Genomic DNA, 18,944 nt, shown 5'->3' with positions numbered 1-18,944 from the left:
CGCCTGGAATAAGCTCGCCGATCAGCCGTGGACGATCATCTCAATCGGTTCTCGGGACTGGGCATAGCGGTTGCGATCAACGGGCCTTGGTATAAGCCGCCGGCTAGTTGCGAGGCCGTTGAGTTATGACCTGAGGCGCCGTCAGTCCACCCGGGCTAATTGCGCAGCAGACACCAGCCGTCGCGCTCGCTGCTAATGGATCGACGAAGACCGTAGGGTCACTCCTCTCGTACCTCCGTCAAAAACGCTCTCAATTCTCGCGTGTTGACAATCAGGCCGGACGCCGTCGATTGACCCTTCTCCAGGACTAGCGGCGGATACTGCCGTAATAGAGGGGCATGCCAAAAACTCCCACCTCGATCCGGACGAGGCGACCTTTCATGGGCATTGGATCTTGGAGGTCCTTTGGACCGAGTTCGGTCACGTACAGTCGGTCGCCAGAGAAGACGCAGTTGGTCGGCACACCACCAGTTTCGAGAAAGTCGATGTAGGAGCCGTCGCGGGCCACGACGTCGACGCCCCCCGAGCTAAACGAGGTAATCCAGAAATTTCCGTCGACATCGATTTTAAGGCCGTCGGGAACATGTCCCTCGTCCAACACCCGAAGGAGCTCCGTCTGACCCGTAGAGGATCTTCGCACGAGACGCCTTGCGTAACTTTCTACCCAAACGAGCGCGCCATCCGGCTCAACGACAATGCCATTGGGATAGACCGGATCGAGTTCCTCGAGAATATGCGAACTGCCATCCGGTTCGATCATGCATACATAGCCGCGATGAGGTCTCGCAACGGGATCCCAGTGGCCCGAGTCCGTAAAGTAAAGCCGCCCGTCCGGGCCAAAGACAAGGTCATTGGGCGCATTCAGCTCCTTCCCGTCAGCGGTGGTCGCGACGATCTCGACTTTGCCATCAGGAGAAACCCGTTGGATCGCGGGGGGCCGCGGATCTGACGCCGTCCACTCGCCAACCGTTGGCATGTTCGTACAGTAGAGATTGCCGTCTGATCCGAGAACGCAAGCGTTGGGTCCGCCGCCCGTTACCGCGTAGGTTCCGGACCCGCCTTTAGGGTCCCAGAACCCGATCTCGCCTCGAAAACTGTTGGCGAATGCAACCCGCCCGTCCTGCAGAAGGCAGGGCCCCTCCGGATGTCCGAGCCCCTCCACCAGAACCTGCATCGGCTTTCTCATGATCAGTCTCTCGTATAGATGTTCGAGGCTCAGGGCGTCGATGGCAGATATCCTGTGGTGCAATTCTGGTGGTTGAGCGCCTGGAAGAAACGATCCTGCGGGGACAGCAGCTTCTTCGGAACGTGACGGTTGCCGACGATCGACTGGTGACCTTCCGCAATGAAGACTGATGATCCGAAGTCGGTCAGCCAGTTCTGCAACTCCGAAAAGCGGCGTCGTTTCTCGTTTCGGTCGCATTCGCATAAGAGCGCGCCGAAGCTCTCGGTAGCGGCGTCATTCTTCTTCCAGCGCGGCGCCCAATTGCCGACATGCGGCGGCCCGCCAGGCAGCGGGAAGATTGGGTTCATCGCTGCATAGTCATGGGCGATGTCGTAGATCGGTTCAGATAGGTTGTGGCCGCATTCCGTGCGCAGGAACAATGGCGGCAGCCAGCCTGGTGGCGCCTCGGCCAAGTCGCGCAGGACCAGTTCAATTCCTGCTTGGCGCCATGCCGCCACGATGATTTCCGCCATGCGCAAGCTGTCCGGCCGAGAAGCTACGTAGAAGTCGCTCCGCAGGCCGTTGCCGTGGCCGGCTTCCTTCAGCAGCGCGCGAGCCCGAGCGATGTCGAAGTCATAGTGCCACGCGTCTTCAGAATACCACTGGCTGATGCTCTTGACCGGGCTGCGCCACGCACGCCCTTGCCCCAATAGCCCGTCTGCGATGATCTCCGCCGTGGGCGTAGCAAAGGCCAAAGCATGTCGCACCCGGATATCGTCGAAGGGCGCGAGCGTAAAATCTATCTCGACGGAAATATGCCCCGCCCAGGTGCGCATCAGGGTCAAATCGTCTCGCGGCAAAAGCCGCACCGTCTCATCCGGTGTCAGCCCGGCAAGCACGACTGGCCGCGCCTCGTCAAGCAGACCTAACGCCTCAGATCTGGTTGCTACCTTGCGCACCTCAAGCGGCGCATCGGGGGGCGACGTCCAATGCCCTATGCGCGGCTCGAAGGAGAGATGCTCCGCATCCATCTCGGTCAGTCCATAGGCCCCAAAGCCGGCAACGTGCTTGTTCAGCCACGCAATGCCCCACGGATCCTCTGCGGTTGAATTGGCGCGGATAGCCGTGGAATCGACCATGTTTGGCGACACCGACAGCAGCCAGTTCGGAAAGGTTGGGTAGGGATTGCGTAGATAGTAGCGTAGCGTGTGGTGGTCGATCGCCTCCACCCGCTCCACGCCCACTACCTGTCGCCAGCGCCACGCCGCCATAACCCCTTGCGCGTCGATCTTGTCATAGACCCACGCGATGTTCTCGGCGGAAAGCTCGTTGCAAGCATGACTGCTCACGCCCGGCCGCAATCGCACGATCCAGTCGCCGTTCGGTTGTTCCTCCCAACCAACCGCAAGGCGGGGCTGCATTGTCTCGTAGCTCGGCTGGAGGATACCGTCCGAGCCCAGGCTGACCTGCGGCGCCGCCAGCGAGTCGTAGGCAAGCGCCAGAGACATATAAAGGTCGGGCGCGAAGACGTAGTCGGGATCGTCATTGTCCAACTTCTGTCCGATTGCTCCGACCGGAACCAGGATTGGCGCGTCACCCTGCTTGGCCATACTATTCTCCTTGATCGAAACGCGGCGCCGCTGTCATCAGTGGCTCGCACCGTTCGTCAGGCCGCTGACGAGGCCTCTCGATGCAATCAGGCCGGCGACGAAGATCGGCAGGATTGCCAGGGTCGCGGCAGCCGACATCTGCGCCCAGGTTTGTCCTTCAGTCGTGAGGAAGGACGCCATGAAGACCGGCAGAGTCGCCGCCGAACGGCCAGCCAGATTGACGGCGAAAAAGAACTCGTTCCAGGCCATGATCATGACGAGAAATCCCGTCGTCACCAGGCCGGGGATCGACAGCGGCAGCACAATCCGCCAGAAGATCCGCGCGTGGGACGCGCCTTCCAGCATGACGGATTCAATAATTTCCTTTGGAATCTCGGAGAAATATCGGCGCATCAGCCACATGACCATCGGGATGCCAAGAGTGATATGCATCAGGATGAGGCCGAGACGCGTGTCGATCAGATGCAGGCGCGAGTAGACGATCGAAATCGGCACTATGACGGCGACACCAGGCATGAAGCGTGTCGAGAGTGCGAAGAACAGCATGCTGTCCGCGCGCCGCCCAGGAAAGAAGGCGAGCACATAGGCCGCCGGCAGGCCCAGCGCGAAGGACCCAGCGATCGCGCAGCCGACGATGACAACAGTGTTGTAGAAAAACGAGAGGAACTCGCCCTGCTGGAAAGCGTAGATATATTTGTCGAGCGAGGGAACGAACCAGAAGACCGGGGGAATCGACAGCGCGTCAGTCTCCGACTTGAGGCCGGTCAGAAAGGTCCAGAGGATCGGAAATAACATCAGCAGGGCGATCGCGAACGTGACGATGCTGACGAGCACAGTGACTGAAGCACGTTGTCTCATCCGCCTCGCCTTTCTATCGCCGGCCTCATGTAGCGCAACAGGAAAGTCGTGACGGCGATGGTGATAATGGCGGTCAGTACGCCGCCAGCCGCGGCGCTGCCAACTTCGTATTGCTGAGACAAAAGCCGAAAGACTTCAAAGGTCAGATTCTGCGTCGTGTAGGCAGGGCCGCCATAGGTCATCACGTAGATTGGACCGAACATCGGCAACAGCAGGATCGTCTCTAGGAGCATGCCGACGGCGAAGAAGGGTTTTAGATGCGGCACGATGATGTAGCGCAGCATGGCCTCCGGCCTTGCGCCATCCAGTGCCGCCGCCTCCCGCAGCGGAAGCGGCAGCGACTGCAGCCCCGCCAACAGGATCAGCATCATGAATGGCATCCATTGCCAGATGACGACGATAAGGATCGCAGCAGCCGGATGCGTGCCCACGATATCGTAGGGGCCGAGACCCACGAGATGCGCCGCCCAGTTCAGCAATCCATAAATCGGATGGAAAATCATATTTTTCCAGACGACCGCACTGACTGTCTCCATGACAAGGAAGGGCGCCAGCAGCAAGGCGTAGGCGATGCCCTTCCCTGCCCTCATCCGGTCGAGCAGAAGAGCCAAGCCGAATCCCAGGACGGACGTCGCTAGCACGGCCACTAGCGTAAAGACGGCCGTGTTCGCGATAGCCATGCGGAAGATGGGATCCGCCAGCAACGTCCTGTAGTTTGCGAATCCGACGAAGCGGAGGCCGCGCCTTGGGTAGAGCAAGTTCCATTTGTGGGCGCTCAGGTAGAGCGTCACGACAAAGGGCGCCTGGGTCATCAGTATGAGGTAGGCCGTCGCAGGCCACGTCATCCAGCGCCCCACGGACCGGCGCCCTCTGGCCGGCCGCGAATCGAGCTTGTTCAAGTAGGTCAAGGGTTGGCTAGTTCTTGATATAGCCAGCATCCTTCATAACTTGCTCGGTCGTGGCCTGGGAGCGCTTCAGAGCCTGATCCGCTGTCAGCGTTCCTGCCACGACTGCCGAGAAGTTCTGCGCGAAATCGGAGGCCCAGCTTGCATATTCCGGAATATTGACATGCGCCGTGCCGGTATAGGGAACCGGGTTCTTGGCCGGGTGCATCATATCAGCCCCCTCAATCGCCTTGAGAGTGAGCGCTGCAAATGGCGCGGCCTTCAGATAAGCGGGGTTCTGATACGTGGAATAGCGCGTGCCAGGCGGAGTGCGGACCGCTCCGAACCGTTTCGCGACGAGCTGAATATACTCCTTCGATGTAGCCCAGGTAATAAAGCGAAATGCCTCCGACTGGTGCTTCGAGCCCGCGACGATACCCAGGCCCGACGCCCAGAGCCAGGCGCTACCGTTAATTGAACCTTCGGTCGGCGCGAGAGCGTAGCCGATTTTGTCGACGACCTTGGAAACCGTCGGATCCTGCAGCACATTGGCGCCCGCTGTCGCATCGACCCAGATGGCGACCTTGCCCTGCGACACCAGTGTCAGGCCCTCATTGAAGCCTACGGAACTCGCGCCCGGTTCACCACAATCCTTCAGCAGATCGATGTAGAAGTTGAAGGCCCTCTCGAAGGCGGGGCTCGTTATCTGAGGCTCCCAGTTCATGTTGAACCACTTGGCGCCGAAGGAGTGCATGAGCGTGATGAAGGGCGCGAGCTGGCTGTAATCGGAGACGCCCTTCATGGAGATCCCGTAGACGCCGTGAGACGGATCATTCAACTTGCATGCAAACGTCCGGATTTGGTCCCAGGTCGGGCGTTCCGGCATTGTAAGGTGCGCTTTGGCGAAGAGGTCCTGGCGATACATCGTGAAGGAGCTTTCGCCGTAAACCGGCAGCGCATACAACTGGCCATCGACGGTGAGCGCGTCGCGCACCGTTTTGATGATATCATTGAGGTCGTAATCCTGTTGCGCCTTGGCGGGCATCGCCGCGAAGAGCGGGTTGAGGGGTGACAGCCATTTGTTGGCGGCCCAGGATCCTTGCACCTCGTAAGTTCCCGCATTGACGATGTCGTAGCGTCCACCACCAACGGCGGCGTCTTGTGTGATAGAGTTTAGCAGAATGTTCTCCGGAAGAACCTGGAACTGCAGGTTGATGTCCGGATTCTCCGCCATGAAAACGGGACTGAGTTCCTTGAGCAGAACCATATCCGGGTTGTTGACAAAGGCCAAGGTCACAGTCGTCTTGGCCCAGGCGGGTGCGCTTGCGAAGCTGAGACAGAGCGCCATTGAGATCAGGCACTTCTTCATCACGTCCTCCATGTTTGCCGCTAAACTCTTGCCGGTCCAGCCGAAGATTCAGTCCGGACGACTAGGTCCGGTTAGCGTTTGAGACTCAGATCGCCGGGAATCTCCTCGGTTATCCGGCGGCAGCGAAACAACCACCGGCCATCCTGCTTGACGAGGTCGTCGAGATAACTGCCTGCCGCGCCGACGGTAGCGCCCGTCTCGGATTGGCGGATGACCACCCAGTTCGAGACCGAAGTCGCCTGTACTCCGTTGACCGTAATGGATGCGTTTGAGAGAAAATGGATACGGCGCGGTCCTTCCTCTGGTGTCGGCACGATCGCGGCAACTTTCGCGGCGATTGCCCCGCGACCGCTCACCCCACTCCATGTTCCGTCTTCAGTAAAGAGGGCAGCCATTTCCGCAAAGTCGCCGCCATCCATACAGACGCAATAGCGCCCGAGCAGGTCGCGTATGGCCTCCCGGTCAACAAGCCAGACCAGGACATCATTGTGATCGTCCGTCATAGCAAATGCGACCCTGATGCGCTGTTGTGCATCGCAGTACACTCCCTGTGATTCGTCCGGCGAACATTGCCGACGATGAACGCCTTAATGTTTGGGTTGGCGATAAGACCGCGGCCGCTTGTTTCTGGGCGTCGGACGGATCCCAATTCACGGCGCCCTTGTCGGCGACCAACTTGAATTTCCCGCTGTCGAAATCCGTTTGCAGCACGCTTTTTTGGCCCTTCTGCATCAGAACGGCGTAATTCGTTGCCAAGTCGCCATTGATCAGTGCGATTTCGGCGCCAGCGGGTTGCGTCGTTTCAACCCATTTACCTTGAGCGACGCCAATCGGCACCGGCCCGTCCCCCACCATTGCCGATATGTCGCCGGCTCCATACCAACGGGAGGATTGAGGTAGTCGATGACGGGCACGTCCGCGCGCTTGGCGGCGGCGACGATGTTGTTCGGTGTAGGTGCCACCGGGTCTAGCAGCAGCACGTTGACACCTAGAACGAGCATCGACTGCACCTGGCTCATCTGGGTCGCGGCATCACCTCTGGGATCCAGAGGTGATCAACTTTACCTTGGGCGCATAGGCCTTGAGGCAGGCAGTAAGATTGGGAATATCGTGCTGTGCCCAGCGTGACACGCCGCCGTTGTAGATATCGCAACCGACGATTCCGGCTCCGTCATTGAGCGGCAGCTTGCCTGCAGGTCCATCGACCATGGCGTCCGCTGCGGATGCTGGCGCAACCCCGGCCATTAGTGAGGCGGACAGGACGGCGGCAGCCACGAAGGGCATCAGTTTTGATTGCATAAGTCTTCTCCCTTGCTCCTTAATGGACGCTTTTAATTTGCCTGGGCCGTTTTGTGTTCCACGTGCTGGTCAATCCACTTTATTATAACATCCGCGACCTGCAGATTGTTTTTGTCCTGCATGAACATATGGCTGTTGCCGTGGATGCCGATCGCGGGGAGCGAGATGAAGGTCATATCACCTCCAGCCTTATTGATCCGCGCCATTTCCGCATTGCATTCGGGCGGCGGCTGTGGCGTGCCCCAATGGTCTGCAACCATGACGAGCATCGGGACTTTAGCCAGTTGCGAAACTTCTGGCGGGGTCAGATTGGTAAAACAGCCCGTTTCGAGCTGAATAATTCCTTTAATCCCGGGCATCCCCTTCAACACAGCCTGAGTGGGCATTCCGCTCGATTGGGAATGGCCGACAAGGATCGCGCCGCCGAGGTCCTTCGCCAGCTCCGCTATATTTTGCACCGTGGGATTATCCGTAGTGGGCGAGCTGAATTCCTTACCGAGGCTGGGCACTTCTGTCAGGATGAGGTCGGGGATCATTTGCTTGTAGAGCTGATCGACCTGCTCGATCGGAAACTGCTCATCCGGCCAGGGGCTCCCATATTTGGGGCCAAACCGAAAAATGGACCAGGCGAACTGGTAAGTGGGGATTAGGACCCGTTTCTGTTTGTCGGGCGTCAACTCGCCCGCTCGGACCTCATTGAAGCCGCTTGGATCGAAGCCTGAACGTGCACGTCCTGACTGTTCCGCGAGATAGGTCGGGAAACCCATCCTCGCAAAATACTCATACCATCCCATGCGCCCATCGGGAGTCGTCTCCCAGGTTTTCGAACTCAGACAGCACCCATGGAGGAAAACGATAGGCACGTTCTTCTGCCATCCGACAGGCTTCTGAAACTGCACATACATCTGGCCGATCGTCGTATCGCCAGGCATCCCGAACATACGGCCGAAGTCGGGACCCAGCTCGTCCCACCCGGTTATGGCAACATGGGCCGCGTGACCGCCGACGTAGAAACTGCCCTCCTGTTCAAGCGCGAGCGGCGTTTTGGCTGCTTGCACGTCCTTCAACTCTTGAGCACGGACGTTTCCGGCGAGCATGCCGAGGCCAAGTGCGGCGGCACACAGCAGGAAGCGTCGTCCAGCGCTAGACATCGGCATGGCATTTCCTCCGTTGTTTTTGGTTGGCGACCTGCTTCGCTTTCTTGTCAGGTTCAAGCAGGCTTCGAATGTAGAGCCTTCCCCGCCCTCTGGTGCTTCTCCACCAACTTCAATCGTCAGCAACGCCTGGCGCGTTCGGCCCGAAAACGCCAACTATCACGTGCCACCGCGAATCTGGGTTCCGCCATCACCTGCCTCGCTTAGCCGCGCTGATGAGGTTGCAATCCACTTGAACCTTTGCATCGCAACTTCGCCGCGCACAGCTCACTTCCTCTGGGTCTTCGCCCATTTTGCAGCAACGAACAGTATGGCGGTCTTTGAATCATTTCAAGCAACTTTCGCGCCATCGCGGCTATTGGGAACTCGTTAGGAGAACGGCATCAAGAAGACCCGGTCCATTTGGACCAGGCGGCTGGCGAAGAGCCACGCCTTGCCGCGTCTTACGACCTCACAGTCATACTCTCCCGGCGAAAGAATCTGAGTCTCACCATTGATTGTAACGATATCCAGAAGATAACAGCGTGCCCTTATGCGATCATCCTGCGCAGCGACACGTAGATTCGTGATCATGTGGCGAAAGCGAGCGCCTTGCCGGACGGCCGCGGCGGTTTTTTCGGCAAATTGCCGCAGCTCCTCCCGGCCCTGATGGCGCCCCACAATCGGGCTGTCCAGCCAACCGTCTTCCGAAAAGCATGCAACGACAGCCTCGACATCACCCCCATCGAGAGCGGTCGTATAGCGGACGAAAAGATCACTGATCGCCAGCCTATCTTTGATCGAGAGCCGGGTCATGTGCTTCTTCCCCGGCTGAAGCGTCATCGGCCTCAAACCTGCTCCACGATGAGGAGTCCATCGATCGCGGTGACCCGCTCGCCGGACCATTTGATGGGGTTGATTTCCAGCACGAAGCGCTGCCAAGGCGCGCTCGCGGCAAGCGCGGCAAAACGCACCACGAAACTCGTCAGGGCGCTCTCATCGCCCGCTAACCCGCCAGCGCGCCGCACGATACGCAAACGATCGAGGCCACGCGCCGCAGCGGCCGCGTCGAGCGGCGCCGGAAGTATCACGGCGTCGTCGATAAGCTCCGTCATGGTGCCGCCCGCGCCAAGCGACAGCATGACGCCGAACTCCGGATCGCGAAATGCGGAGACCAGCAGCTCGACGCCCTCCGTCACCATATGCTGGACGTACAGGCCATCGAGCGCTACCTGCAAAGCCTTGGCCCGGGCATTGAGACTCTGCCAGGCCTCCTTCACGTCGCCATCCGATTTCAACGACAGAGCGAGCAGCCCGGCGGCCGCGCGATGCGTGACCGCGCCGGAGATCCCCTTCAGCGCGACAGGAAATCCAACGTCCGTTGCCGTCTGCAGCGCCATCTCCTCCGAGGTGGCAAGGCGTCCCGCCGCTACCGGCAGGCCCGCATCCCTCAGGATCGCGTGGCATTGAGCTTCCGAAACGACCAAACCGTCAGCCGCGAGCGGCACCTGAGCCGCCCAGTCGAAATCTGCGCGTGACATCGCCAATTCCGCAACTCCTGCCGGCTCCTGGTAGATGGCAAGACGTCCAAGGGTGCGGACCGCGCGGGAATACTCGGGGAAAACATGAACCCCATTGGCCCGCAAACTCTGCCGCGCTGCTTCGATGGCGAGTGGCCAAGCAACCAGCACCGGCTTGGGACAGCGCTCGCGAAAGGCCGCAACCATCTCCGCCATCTCGAAGTCGCCGGCGGACATGGGACCAAGCTGGAACAGCACCGTCCCGACACTCGGATCATCCGCTATGACATCCAAGGCTTTCGGAAAATGCGGCAGCCATTGTGAATCGAGATAGGCTTGCGGCGTGAGGTCAATGGGATTCCGTGTGGACGCGATGGGTGGTACGAGATGCGCGAGTTTAGCGCGCGTCTCCGCCGCGAGCGCCGGCACCCCGAGGCCCGCGCGGTCGCATTGATCGGCCGAAAGTACGCCACTTCCACCGCCGAAGGTGATGGCGGCGACACCCGTGCTTGTGGCTCGCTTGGCGACATCCGCGCCGCTGAGGTGAAAGGCGAGGTCGAGCAGCTCTTCAAGCGATTCTACCTGGATAGCGCCGCCCTCCAGCAGGATGGCCTGCCAGACACGCCCCTCGCCGGCCAGAGCGCCCGTATGGGCTGCGGCAGCGATCGCGCTAGCGGCTGTGGCACCTGCCTTTAGTACGATGACCGGCTTTCCGGCCACGCGCGCCGCCTGTAGCGCGCGGCGGAACTTGGCGCCATCACGGATCCCTTCGAGATAGATCAGGATCACCTTGGTCTTGGGATCTTCAGCAAAGGCCGCGGTAAAATCGGAGACACCGAGAACGGCCTCGTTCCCCGTGCTCACCATATAGCGGAAGCCGTAGCCATTCTGCTGTGACAGGGCCTGTGCAATCGTCGCCAAGCCGCCGCTCTGGCTGACCATGGAAATATTGCCGGGCAGAAGATGGTCGAAGCCCAGCATCATGGAGGCGAAGCTGGCGGTGACCGGCGCATGGCTGTCGATGACGCCAAGGCAGTTCGGCCCCAATAGCGCGAAGCCGGTTTCCCGGCAGAGACGAGCGAGTTCGGCCTGACGCTCGCGTCCTGCGTCAGTGCCCTCGAACCCCCCCGCCCAGACAATGCCGGCTTTGATCCCCGCCGCCACACAGTCGCGCATCACGCCAGGAACCGCGGGTGCCGGCACGGCAAGGATGGCGAGATCCGGCACCCTGGGTAGTGTGGCGAGGCTCCGATGGCATGGCAGGCCGGCGACGGTCTCCCGGTTGGGGTTGATCGGATAAAGGGTGCAGGGCGAGGCGAATTTGAGGAAGAAGCGGAGCGCCGCGCCTCCGACATTGCCGGGCTGATCGGATGCCCCGATCACCGCGACAACACGCGGCGAAAGCAACGAGGCGACATCGGCAAAAGCGCCGCCCAGGGACTCGTCATCACGCATCTTGTCCAAGTCGTCGCTCCTCGGCCTGGCACCTCTGAGGGCACCTGAGCGGAACTATGTCGCCTTCCTTGAAATGTTTCAATATAAGGACCGAGGCTTTCGGCGTTTTTCTTGGAGCCGCGAACGGCAGGCCTTATGAGTTCAGTGACAATGCGGATAGTGAAGCGACCGACAATTACCGACGTAGCCAGGACGGCAGGAGTCTCTCTCGGTTCCGTCTCGCACGTGCTGAATGGCACGACGAAGGTGAGCACCGCCTTGCGTGCGAAGGTCGAGGCCGCCGTCCAGGCTCTCGGCTACGAGCACAATATGCTCGCCCATGCGCAGCGCCGCCAACGCTCGCCGGTGGTTGGTCTCTCCGTGCCGCATGTCGCCAGTGCCTATCTTGCGGCGCTCATCGACAGCTTCGAGGAAATCGCGGCCGTGCGGGGCTACCAGCTGATGCAGGTGCTCACCAGACGCGATCCGGAGGTCGAACTGCGACGCGTGCGTGAACTGCTGCGCCATCGTGTCGCGGGCCTGTTGCTGGTGCCAACCGTCGACCCGAGCGCGACATTGGAGCTGATCGCGGCCTCCGGTACGCCGGCGGTGCTGATTGATCGTCCGAGCGGCGACGGCCGCTTCGACGAGGTCACCTTCGACAATCATCGCATCATGACCGAAGCCGTCAGTCAGCTGATCGGCCTCGGCCATTACCGTATCCTCTTCATTGTCGAAGCCCGTAAGCTGAGCATATCGCGGCAGAGAATAGCGGCGCTGCATGAGCGCGCGGCGGCGGCCGTTCCGCAGGTCGATGTGTTCGTCATGGAGGTGGGTGATGACCCGGCGGCCTATGCGCAGCGGCTGACGCAGATGTTGGAGGAGCCGCGTGATCCGATCGCCGTCATCGTCAGCAACAGCGTCGTTGCATCGCGGACTCTGCGTGTGCTTCAGACGATGGGAAAGGACTACCCAGGCAGAATCTCCCTCCTGGCTTTCGAGGAGCCGGATTGGGCGGAGCTGACCTCGCCCCAGCTTTCCGTAATCCGCCAACCCGTACACGGTATCGCACGGGAGGCCTGGGAATTGCTGCTGCGCCGCATGCATGGTGAGCATTCGCCGGTGCAGCATTTGGAGCTGCGTGCCGAGATCACGCTTCGCGGCTCGGTGCGGAAGGTGACACGCAAGCCGTCTCGATGACGACATCACAATACCGCTTCACCGGACCGGCGCGAAAGGCTCTTGAAATGTTTCAACAGGAATCATACTGTCTCTCTGGAAGAGGGCAAAGACCCTGAAGGGGAGGCCGATGAAGAAGATCAGCGCGCGGTGTCGCCTCGCTATTTGCCTGGGCGTCGGAACGCTGCCTCTGGCTCTGAGTCGGGTGGCATCTGCGAAGACCTTTCGGTTTCGTTTGGATCACCCGCTCGCCCCTACTGACGCCGTGCAGACGGCGATGGTATCGCTCGCGCAGAATCTGAAAAAGGCTTCCGACGGCCGCATCGAAGTCACGGTTTTCCCGGCGGATGAGCTGGGAACGCAGGCCGATGTGAGCGAGATGGTGCGTCAGGGCGCCGCCGTCATCCAACTCACGGATGATCTGTTCCTCGGTCAATATGTGCCTGATGTCGCGGTCTTGCAGGCACCCTATCTCCTGAAAGAGCCGGATGACTTCCTGAAATTTCTCGGCACGCCCTGGTTGAAGGGGCTGGAGGAAGAACTTTCGGCCAAAGGTATTCGCGTGATTTCCTGGAACAATTATTTCGGGACACGCCAGATGCTGTCGAAGAAGCCAATCCATACGCTGGCGGATCTGAAGGGACTGAACTTCCGCGTCGGGAACGCGCCGATGTATGTGGAGATGGTCAACGCCTTGGGCGCCCGACCGATAACCACGGGCTTTGCCGAAGTCTACACTGGGTTAGCCCAGGGCACGCTTGATCTTCTCGAAGCGCCATTGCCGACAATTTGGGCCTCCAAATTCTACGAACAGGCGAAATATGCCATTCTAACAGCGCATATGGTCGGCTGGGACCCTGTGACAATGAGCGAGGTCTCCTATCAGTCGCTACCGCCGGATCTGCAGAAAATAGTATTGGCGGAAGCCGCGCGGGCCGCGGCGTTGATGACCCAGCTGAAACGTCAGCAGGAACAGGCGATCTTGCCGAAGTTCCGTAGCGCTGGTGTCACGATCATCGACAACGTTGATCGCGATGCCTTCCGCCGTGCGACGCGCCCGATCTATGATCATTATCCCGGATTTGCACCGAATCTAAAAGCAACCGTGGATGCACTGCTCGCGAAATGAAGCTGCTGGGGGGCGATCCGAAAGCTGAGGAACGCTTCGGCCTCTCTATCGAGCTCGTCATCGCCAATATGAGTTTCGTCGTTCTGATAGCGGCTATCGTCTGGGGCGTGTTATCGCGCTACGTCACGAAGCAGCCGGCGACCTGGGTGGAAGAGGTCTCGAGCATGGCCTTCGCCTGGACCGTTTTCGTCGGCGCGGCCGAAGTGCAGAGACGTCGCAAGCATGTCAGCGTCGATCTCGTGACGTCGCTCCTTCCAACTCGGCTACGCCTGGGTTTGGAAGTTCTAGCCGCGTCCTTTGTAACCCTGTACTGCGGCTATCTTTGCTGGCTCAGCCTGCAACAGGCGATCATCAGCAATTCGGCACATACCAGCATGTTGGGGATTCCACTGAGTGTCGGGTATGCCGGCCCCACACTCGGCTTTCTGTTCATGGCGGTGCGGAGCCTTCAGCAAATCCTTCGCCGGCCCCGGCTCGCCTGACGCGGATGGATGCCTGGCCGCTCCTACTCTTTATCGTTCTGCTGTTCCTGAACCTGCCGGTCATGGTGGCGATTGGGGCCGGCGCCTTGTTGTATTTTATCGGCCAGCAAGGGCTGCCCATCGATATCTTTCCCCAGCGTCTCGCCGCTTTCTCGCAGTCCTTTCCGCTCATCGCCATTCCGATGTTCACCTTCGCCGGCGTCGTCATGAACAATGCCGGCATCACAACACGCCTGCTCAATCTGGCTGAGACCCTGGTCGGACACATGTCCGGCGCGCTCGCCCAGACCAACGTTCTACTCGCGACATTGATGGGCTTCGAGTCCGGCTCGGGCAATGCCGATGCCGCGATGCAGTCCAAGATGCTGGGAACGCAGATGGTGCGCCGAGGCTATCCCCGCGCCTTCGCAGCTGCGATTGTAGCCACCTCAGCCGTCATCACCCCCATGATGCCGCCGGGCCTTGGTTTTGTTCTGTACGGCTATCTCGCCAATGTCTCCGTCGGGCGCCTCTTCATGGCAGGCATCGTGCCTGGTTTCACCATGATGCTGGCGTTGATGACTGTCACGCGTTTCCTCTCCAAGAAATATGGCCTCAAGCCAACGCGCGCGCGTATGGCCTCGCCGCTGGAAATCCTGACCGCTTTGCGCCAGGCCGCCTGGGCCTTGACTGTGCCGTTCATCGTCATCTTCGGTCTGCGCTACGGCATTTTCACACCAACCGAGGCGGGGGGCGTCGTCGCGGTCTATTCCCTCTTCGTCGGGTTGTTCATTTATCAAGAGTTGAAGTTTTCCCAGCTCTGGGCCGTGGTGACAGAGGCAGCGCTGGCGACGGCAACCATCCTGATGATCATCAGCGCCGCCAGCGCGCTCGGCTACTACATGACGCTTGAGCAGATAGCGGATCGTGCGGGTGCGCTGCTCTCCTCGATCACGACCAATCCGCTCTTGATGCTGGTCATCATGAACCTCCTGCTGTTGCTCATCGGCATGGTTCTGGAAAGCATCGCAGCCCTCATCCTGCTGACACCCATTTTGGTGCCGATCGCGCAGCAAGTCGGGATCAGCCCCGTCCATCTCGGTGTGCTGATGTCCCTCAACGTCAGCCTTGGCGCTGTGCATCCGCCGGTCGGGACTTTGATGTTCATCACATGTGGCGTGCTTGACGTGAAGATCACGGATTATACCCGCGCGGTCCTTCCGCTGCTTGCAGCCGAACTCGGCGTACTCGCTCTGCTCATCCTATTTCCCCCGCTGGTTCTTACTCTGCCCAACTGGGCCTTCGGGCCAGGTCAATAACAGGAGGACGCCGTGAGCGAACCAAACGTCCAAGTCAGCACCCCGGCCCCGTATGTTGCAATGATCACCCTCGATCGCCCGCCGGTAAATGCTCTTGGGCGTGAGATGCGGGAATCTCTGCTCCGGGTATTCGACAGGCTCGAGGCCAACGGTGACGTGAATGCCATCCTGCTCACGGCCGAAGGTCACGTTTTCTGCGCCGGTGCGGACATCAAGGAGAAGGCCGCGGAAGCCGGCACGGAAAGCGATTACCTGCGTGCCAATCGCCTGACCCGGGATGTCTTCTTCGCCATAATCGAGAGCAGTAAACCAGTTATCGCAGCCGTGCAGGGTGCTGCCCTTGGGGCGGGATGCGTCCTCGCCGCCTGCTGCGACATGATTTTCGCGGCAGAGGGCGCCGTCTTTGCCATGCCGGAAATCGATGTCGGCCAGGGCGGCGGCGCCAGCTTTTTGCAGCGCATCCTGCCGCCGCCGAAAATCCGGCGCATGGTGCTGACAGGTGAGCGCGTTCCAGCCGCGGAGCTCTATCGCCTTGGGGCCGTGGAGGCCTGCCTGCCCGAAAGTGAACTACTGCCCGCCGCCCTCGCCGTCGCTAGCTCCATCGCGGCGAAGAGCGCCGAAGCCGTGCGTCGAGTCCGCGGCTCCTTCGCCTCGGTGGAAACGATGAGTCTGCGGGACGGATTTCGCGTCGAGCAGGTATACACCAGCGAGTTGAGCCGCTCCCCGGCGGCAGCTGCGGCGAGGCGGGCGTTCCTGGAGAAGCGTGTAGGGAAAAAGTCATGAGCGCACGGTGGACCCGACGGCCCGAAGGCTCGAACTGGGGCGATTTCGGCCCGGATGACCAGCTCGGCCGCCTCAATCTTATCACAGCGGAACGCGTGCGGTCGGCAGCATCCGAGATTCGCGAAGGCATCACCTTCTGTCTCAGCCTGCCGCTGGACCACCCCGGCGGCAATATTCTCAGCCCGAGCCGCTTTCCTCCCGTCCTGCGGCCGACCTTGCGCAATGGCCGTGTGCGGATGAATTATCGCGTGTCCTATGACAATCCGGACGCGACTGACCTGATCTGCGACGATGCCGCATTGTTGCATACCCAATATTCCACCCACTGGGACGCCTTCTCCCATGTCGGTTTCATGTTCGACGCGGATGGCGACGGCCTGCGGGAGGGGCGGTATTACAACGGCTACCGGGCAGGCACGGACATTGCCGGTCCCAGCGATCCCGCGGATGCTGGCTCTTTCGGCCGATTCGAGGCGCGGTCCACCTGCTGCGCTCATGCGCTCGGCATAGAGAGCATGGCGGTGCAAACTGTGCAGGGGCGCGGTGTCATGATCGACCTGCACCGCCAGGCAGGAGAAGCCCGGACAGTCATCGACTATGACGCGCTGATGCGCGCGATAGATGCCGATGACGTTGTCGTTGAAAGTGGCGACATGGTTTGCCTACATACCGGATACGCCGATCTGCTGCTGCGCAACTACGGACATGTCGATGCGGAGCTCGCCCATAATCGCTGCGCCGTACTGGATGGGCGCGATCCTCGTCTGCTGCAATGGATCACGGAATCCGGCCTTTCGGTCCTGATCGCGGATAATTTTGCCGTCGAGAGCTTTCCGGCGGTCGAACACCTGGGATGTTGTGCCGCCGCGCCCTTGCATGAGCACTGCCTCTTCAAGCTCGGCATTCATCTCGGTGAGCTCTGGCACCTGACGCCTCTCGCTCAATGGCTTCGGCAGGCGGGTCGCACCCGTTTCATGCTGACAGCACCACCGCTGCGCCTTCCAGGCGCTACTGGATCGCCCACTACGCCGATCGCCACTGTCTGACACGCTATTCGAGACGTTCACAGAAAGAAACGACGAACCCATGCCCAAGCCAGAATCACCCTACAATCCCGCCAGTGCGCCCAAGGATCTCACCTTTATTCGCTACGAAAAGAAAAACCACGTCGCGATCGTGACGATCAACCGTCCCGAAGTGCGCAACGCGCTCCATACCTACGCCTATCGCGAGCTGCGAGCTTGCTGGCAGGACATTGGCCGCGATCCCGACATCTATGTCGGCATCCTAACCGGAACCGGCCAGGCCTTCTGTGCCGGGCGTGATATAAAATTCCTGGCGCAGCATCGCGCCGCGGGAACTCGGACGCCGCACGAGGATCCGAACAGCCCTGATTTCCATTGGGGCGGCGGCGGGCAGCCGCAGGACGTCAATCTCGAGAAGCCGCTGGTCGCCGCCATCAATGGCCTCGCGGTCGGTGTCGGCCTAAACATGGCGCTTCAGTGCCAGCTTCGGGTGATGGCCGACGATGCCTGGCTGGGTGACCAACATACCGTTGTCGGCCGCCTCGGTTCCCCGCACGAGATGTACAATGCCATGCCGCGTACGGCGGCGGCCTATCTCAGCCTCTGCAATGGCCGCTTAACGGCGCAGGAGTGTCTGCAATGGGCCATCGTCAACCGGGTTGTGCCCAAGGAGCAGGTTCTCGACTCGGCACTGCAGCTCGCGGAAATGGTCTGTGCAGGCTCGCCGTTGGCAGCGCAGGGCGTAGTGCGGATGTATCGCATGACGGCCGCCTTCCCGCCTTCGCTTTCGACCTATGCGCGCCACCTGGACCAGGAGATCGCCGAAACCGATGATGGTGAAGAGGGCGCGCGCGCCTTCGCTGAAAAGCGCAAGCCGGTTTGGCAGCTTCGCTGAAAGACCTCGTTGTCATGGAAACGCAAGCCGGCGGCAGCGAGATAGCCGAAGACCCCCGGGAAATTCGATCTCCCTTCGCAGATTATCTTGGCGTCGTGATTCTTGAGCGAAGCGCGGGCCTCTGCCGTGTCGCCTGCGCCATCGGACCACATCATCTCAATCGCGGCGGTGCCCTTCATGGCGGCGTAATCCTCGCTCTAATGGATCACGCTGGCGGCCTCGCCGGAAGCTGGGCGGGGGACGATGAGCCGGCGCGTTTTTCCATCACCCTCGACCTGAACGGACGCTTCGCACGGCCCGCGAAATCCGGACAAGTCTTGGTGGAGGCGAAGATAGTCAGCGAGGGACGGAGCATCTACTTCGCCTCCACGGAAATTCGCGACGAGAACGATCAGCTGATCGCTTTTGGCTCAAGCACGCACAAGAGGCTTCGGAGCAAGACTGGGGACGAAGCAGCACGAGAGAGTCGCGAGTAACTCTTGTGGTTCAGCGGCGGTAGCGGGCAGCTGGATGGTCGGCTCGGACACGCTTATTGCCGACACCATAAAGCCGGCATTGTCACATTAATTGGAAGAGGACGCGTCTGAACGAAGCGGACTGAAAGCCGATCATGCCGCATTCCGCGCATAGGTCTCCTCCTGCCAAACCTCGAAAGTCAAGGAACGCATCATCCGATAGCTGCGTGCCGTCAGCAGATGGCGTCGTGGTCGAAAGTGGCCGTAGATGAAGGCGTGAGCCGAGAGGAACCGCTGAGCCTACCGCGGCGATTTGAAGCGCTGCATTTGCCGTTCGCGGCGCCGGGTCGCGCGATGCGAATTCTCGGCGCGATTGTTCAGGTAGCGGCTTTGCCGGTGCTCGACATCAGGCAGAAGCTCGCGTTG

Annotated in this window: 20 protein-coding genes and 1 pseudogene; 8 read left to right on the top strand and 13 right to left on the bottom strand. The window is 60.4% G+C overall.

Translation table 11 applies throughout. The annotated features are described in order from the left end of the window. Positions 1-307: 307 nt before the first annotated feature. The 12 genes from GSQ83_RS02560 to GSQ83_RS02505 form a co-directional block, all read right to left on the bottom strand. On the bottom strand, positions 308-1,186 hold the full coding sequence (locus GSQ83_RS02560; RefSeq protein WP_158801186.1) for an SMP-30/gluconolactonase/LRE family protein: 879 nt from the start codon (positions 1,184-1,186) through the stop codon (positions 308-310). A 29-nt stretch (positions 1,187-1,215) separates the two neighbouring features. After that, entirely contained in the window at positions 1,216-2,775 is a 1,560-nt protein-coding gene (locus GSQ83_RS02555; RefSeq protein ID WP_158801184.1) for an ABC transporter substrate-binding protein, read from the bottom strand. 36 nt (positions 2,776-2,811) lie between these two features. Beyond that, positions 2,812-3,633, bottom strand: coding sequence for a carbohydrate ABC transporter permease (locus GSQ83_RS02550; protein WP_158801183.1), 822 nt, complete (start codon positions 3,631-3,633; stop codon positions 2,812-2,814). Further along, the gene (locus tag GSQ83_RS02545; RefSeq protein WP_158801181.1) at positions 3,630-4,478 is read right to left on the bottom strand and encodes a carbohydrate ABC transporter permease; all 849 of its coding nucleotides are present in this window, start codon (positions 4,476-4,478) and stop codon (positions 3,630-3,632) included. Before GSQ83_RS02545 ends, GSQ83_RS02550 begins: the two co-directional genes overlap by 4 nt. A gap of 70 nt (positions 4,479-4,548) precedes the next feature. Continuing rightward, entirely contained in the window at positions 4,549-5,886 is a 1,338-nt protein-coding gene (locus GSQ83_RS02540) for a sugar ABC transporter substrate-binding protein (protein ID WP_216849876.1), read from the bottom strand. A gap of 71 nt (positions 5,887-5,957) precedes the next feature. Continuing rightward, positions 5,958-6,389 (bottom strand): nuclear transport factor 2 family protein, encoded by a 432-nt coding sequence (locus tag GSQ83_RS02535; RefSeq protein ID WP_158801179.1) that lies wholly within the window; start codon positions 6,387-6,389, stop codon positions 5,958-5,960. Continuing rightward, positions 6,370-6,741 (bottom strand): substrate-binding domain-containing protein, encoded by a 372-nt coding sequence (locus GSQ83_RS31030; protein ID WP_371417934.1) that lies wholly within the window; start codon positions 6,739-6,741, stop codon positions 6,370-6,372. Before GSQ83_RS31030 ends, GSQ83_RS02535 begins: the two co-directional genes overlap by 20 nt. Next, a complete protein-coding gene (locus GSQ83_RS02525) occupies positions 6,654-6,905 on the bottom strand; it encodes a hypothetical protein (protein ID WP_158801170.1) in 252 nt (83 codons plus the stop codon). The genes GSQ83_RS31030 and GSQ83_RS02525 overlap by 88 nt, the downstream gene beginning before the upstream one ends. 13 nt (positions 6,906-6,918) lie before the next feature. Then, positions 6,919-7,185, bottom strand: coding sequence for a hypothetical protein (locus GSQ83_RS02520; protein WP_158801168.1), 267 nt, complete (start codon positions 7,183-7,185; stop codon positions 6,919-6,921). Between the two features lie 32 nt (positions 7,186-7,217). After that, positions 7,218-8,465: a hypothetical protein gene (locus GSQ83_RS02515; protein WP_158801167.1), complete on the bottom strand. Its 1,248-nt coding sequence runs from the start codon at positions 8,463-8,465 to the stop codon at positions 7,218-7,220. Between the two features lie 243 nt (positions 8,466-8,708). Beyond that, positions 8,709-9,134, bottom strand: coding sequence for a nuclear transport factor 2 family protein (locus tag GSQ83_RS02510; protein ID WP_158801166.1), 426 nt, complete (start codon positions 9,132-9,134; stop codon positions 8,709-8,711). Positions 9,135-9,166: 32 nt separating this feature from the next. After that, positions 9,167-11,293: an acetate--CoA ligase family protein gene (locus tag GSQ83_RS02505; protein WP_254065463.1), complete on the bottom strand. Its 2,127-nt coding sequence runs from the start codon at positions 11,291-11,293 to the stop codon at positions 9,167-9,169. A 135-nt stretch (positions 11,294-11,428) separates the two neighbouring features. Here GSQ83_RS02505 and GSQ83_RS02500 point away from each other — a divergent pair, with 135 nt between their 5' ends. The 8 genes from GSQ83_RS02500 to GSQ83_RS02465 all read left to right on the top strand — a co-directional run bounded on the left by GSQ83_RS02500 (position 11,429) and on the right by GSQ83_RS02465 (position 18,539). After that, on the top strand, positions 11,429-12,472 hold the full coding sequence (locus GSQ83_RS02500; protein ID WP_158801162.1) for a LacI family DNA-binding transcriptional regulator: 1,044 nt from the start codon (positions 11,429-11,431) through the stop codon (positions 12,470-12,472). Between the two features lie 109 nt (positions 12,473-12,581). After that, positions 12,582-13,580, top strand: coding sequence for a TRAP transporter substrate-binding protein DctP (gene dctP / locus GSQ83_RS02495; protein ID WP_158801160.1), 999 nt, complete (start codon positions 12,582-12,584; stop codon positions 13,578-13,580). Further along, complete coding sequence (locus GSQ83_RS02490; RefSeq protein ID WP_158801158.1) at positions 13,577-14,062, top strand: TRAP transporter small permease; 486 nt, start codon at positions 13,577-13,579, stop codon at positions 14,060-14,062. Before dctP ends, GSQ83_RS02490 begins: the two co-directional genes overlap by 4 nt. A 5-nt stretch (positions 14,063-14,067) precedes the next feature. Continuing rightward, the gene (locus GSQ83_RS02485) at positions 14,068-15,360 is read left to right on the top strand and encodes a TRAP transporter large permease (RefSeq protein WP_158801156.1); all 1,293 of its coding nucleotides are present in this window, start codon (positions 14,068-14,070) and stop codon (positions 15,358-15,360) included. Between the two features lie 12 nt (positions 15,361-15,372). Next, on the top strand, positions 15,373-16,143 hold the full coding sequence (locus GSQ83_RS02480) for an enoyl-CoA hydratase/isomerase family protein (protein ID WP_254065458.1): 771 nt from the start codon (positions 15,373-15,375) through the stop codon (positions 16,141-16,143). Continuing rightward, complete coding sequence (locus GSQ83_RS02475) at positions 16,140-17,189, top strand: cyclase family protein (RefSeq protein ID WP_158801155.1); 1,050 nt, start codon at positions 16,140-16,142, stop codon at positions 17,187-17,189. Before GSQ83_RS02480 ends, GSQ83_RS02475 begins: the two co-directional genes overlap by 4 nt. A gap of 40 nt (positions 17,190-17,229) precedes the next feature. Continuing rightward, positions 17,230-18,063: an enoyl-CoA hydratase/isomerase family protein gene (locus GSQ83_RS02470; protein WP_158801153.1), complete on the top strand. Its 834-nt coding sequence runs from the start codon at positions 17,230-17,232 to the stop codon at positions 18,061-18,063. Positions 18,064-18,077: 14 nt separating this feature from the next. Then, a complete protein-coding gene (locus tag GSQ83_RS02465; protein ID WP_158801151.1) occupies positions 18,078-18,539 on the top strand; it encodes a PaaI family thioesterase in 462 nt (153 codons plus the stop codon). A gap of 282 nt (positions 18,540-18,821) precedes the next feature. Here the strand turns inward: GSQ83_RS02465 and GSQ83_RS02460 are convergent. Continuing rightward, positions 18,822-18,944 (bottom strand): annotated as a pseudogene (locus GSQ83_RS02460) (DDE-type integrase/transposase/recombinase); the annotation flags it as partial.

It is taken from the genome of Acidisoma sp. L85 (assembly GCF_009765865.1).
In the GTDB taxonomy this organism is placed as follows: domain Bacteria; phylum Pseudomonadota; class Alphaproteobacteria; order Acetobacterales; family Acetobacteraceae; genus Acidisoma.
This window is presented reverse-complemented; position numbering and strand designations above follow the sequence as displayed.

Excerpts from the sequence above, each read along its gene's own strand:
- GSQ83_RS02560 (WP_158801186.1), bottom strand. The coding sequence starts at position 1,186 with ATGAGAAAGCCGATGCAGGTTCTGGTGGAGGGGCTCGGACATCCGGAG.
- GSQ83_RS02555 (WP_158801184.1), bottom strand. The coding sequence starts at position 2,775 with ATGGCCAAGCAGGGTGACGCGCCAATCCTGGTTCCGGTCGGAGCAATC.
- GSQ83_RS02550 (WP_158801183.1), bottom strand. The coding sequence starts at position 3,633 with ATGAGACAACGTGCTTCAGTCACTGTGCTCGTCAGCATCGTCACGTTC.
- GSQ83_RS02545 (WP_158801181.1), bottom strand. The coding sequence starts at position 4,478 with ATGACGTGGCCTGCGACGGCCTACCTCATACTGATGACCCAGGCGCCC.
- GSQ83_RS02540 (WP_216849876.1), bottom strand. The coding sequence starts at position 5,886 with ATGAAGAAGTGCCTGATCTCAATGGCGCTCTGTCTCAGCTTCGCAAGC.
- GSQ83_RS02535 (WP_158801179.1), bottom strand. The coding sequence starts at position 6,389 with ATGACGGACGATCACAATGATGTCCTGGTCTGGCTTGTTGACCGGGAG.
- GSQ83_RS31030 (WP_371417934.1), bottom strand. The coding sequence starts at position 6,741 with ATGGTGGGGGACGGGCCGGTGCCGATTGGCGTCGCTCAAGGTAAATGG.
- GSQ83_RS02525 (WP_158801170.1), bottom strand. The coding sequence starts at position 6,905 with ATGAGCCAGGTGCAGTCGATGCTCGTTCTAGGTGTCAACGTGCTGCTG.
- GSQ83_RS02520 (WP_158801168.1), bottom strand. The coding sequence starts at position 7,185 with ATGCAATCAAAACTGATGCCCTTCGTGGCTGCCGCCGTCCTGTCCGCC.
- GSQ83_RS02510 (WP_158801166.1), bottom strand. The coding sequence starts at position 9,134 with ATGACCCGGCTCTCGATCAAAGATAGGCTGGCGATCAGTGATCTTTTC.
- GSQ83_RS02505 (WP_254065463.1), bottom strand. The coding sequence starts at position 11,293 with ATGCGTGATGACGAGTCCCTGGGCGGCGCTTTTGCCGATGTCGCCTCG.
- GSQ83_RS02500 (WP_158801162.1), top strand. The coding sequence starts at position 11,429 with ATGAGTTCAGTGACAATGCGGATAGTGAAGCGACCGACAATTACCGAC.
- dctP (WP_158801160.1), top strand. The coding sequence starts at position 12,582 with ATGAAGAAGATCAGCGCGCGGTGTCGCCTCGCTATTTGCCTGGGCGTC.
- GSQ83_RS02490 (WP_158801158.1), top strand. The coding sequence starts at position 13,577 with ATGAAGCTGCTGGGGGGCGATCCGAAAGCTGAGGAACGCTTCGGCCTC.
- GSQ83_RS02485 (WP_158801156.1), top strand. The coding sequence starts at position 14,068 with ATGGATGCCTGGCCGCTCCTACTCTTTATCGTTCTGCTGTTCCTGAAC.
- GSQ83_RS02475 (WP_158801155.1), top strand. The coding sequence starts at position 16,140 with ATGAGCGCACGGTGGACCCGACGGCCCGAAGGCTCGAACTGGGGCGAT.
- GSQ83_RS02470 (WP_158801153.1), top strand. The coding sequence starts at position 17,230 with ATGCCCAAGCCAGAATCACCCTACAATCCCGCCAGTGCGCCCAAGGAT.
- GSQ83_RS02465 (WP_158801151.1), top strand. The coding sequence starts at position 18,078 with ATGGAAACGCAAGCCGGCGGCAGCGAGATAGCCGAAGACCCCCGGGAA.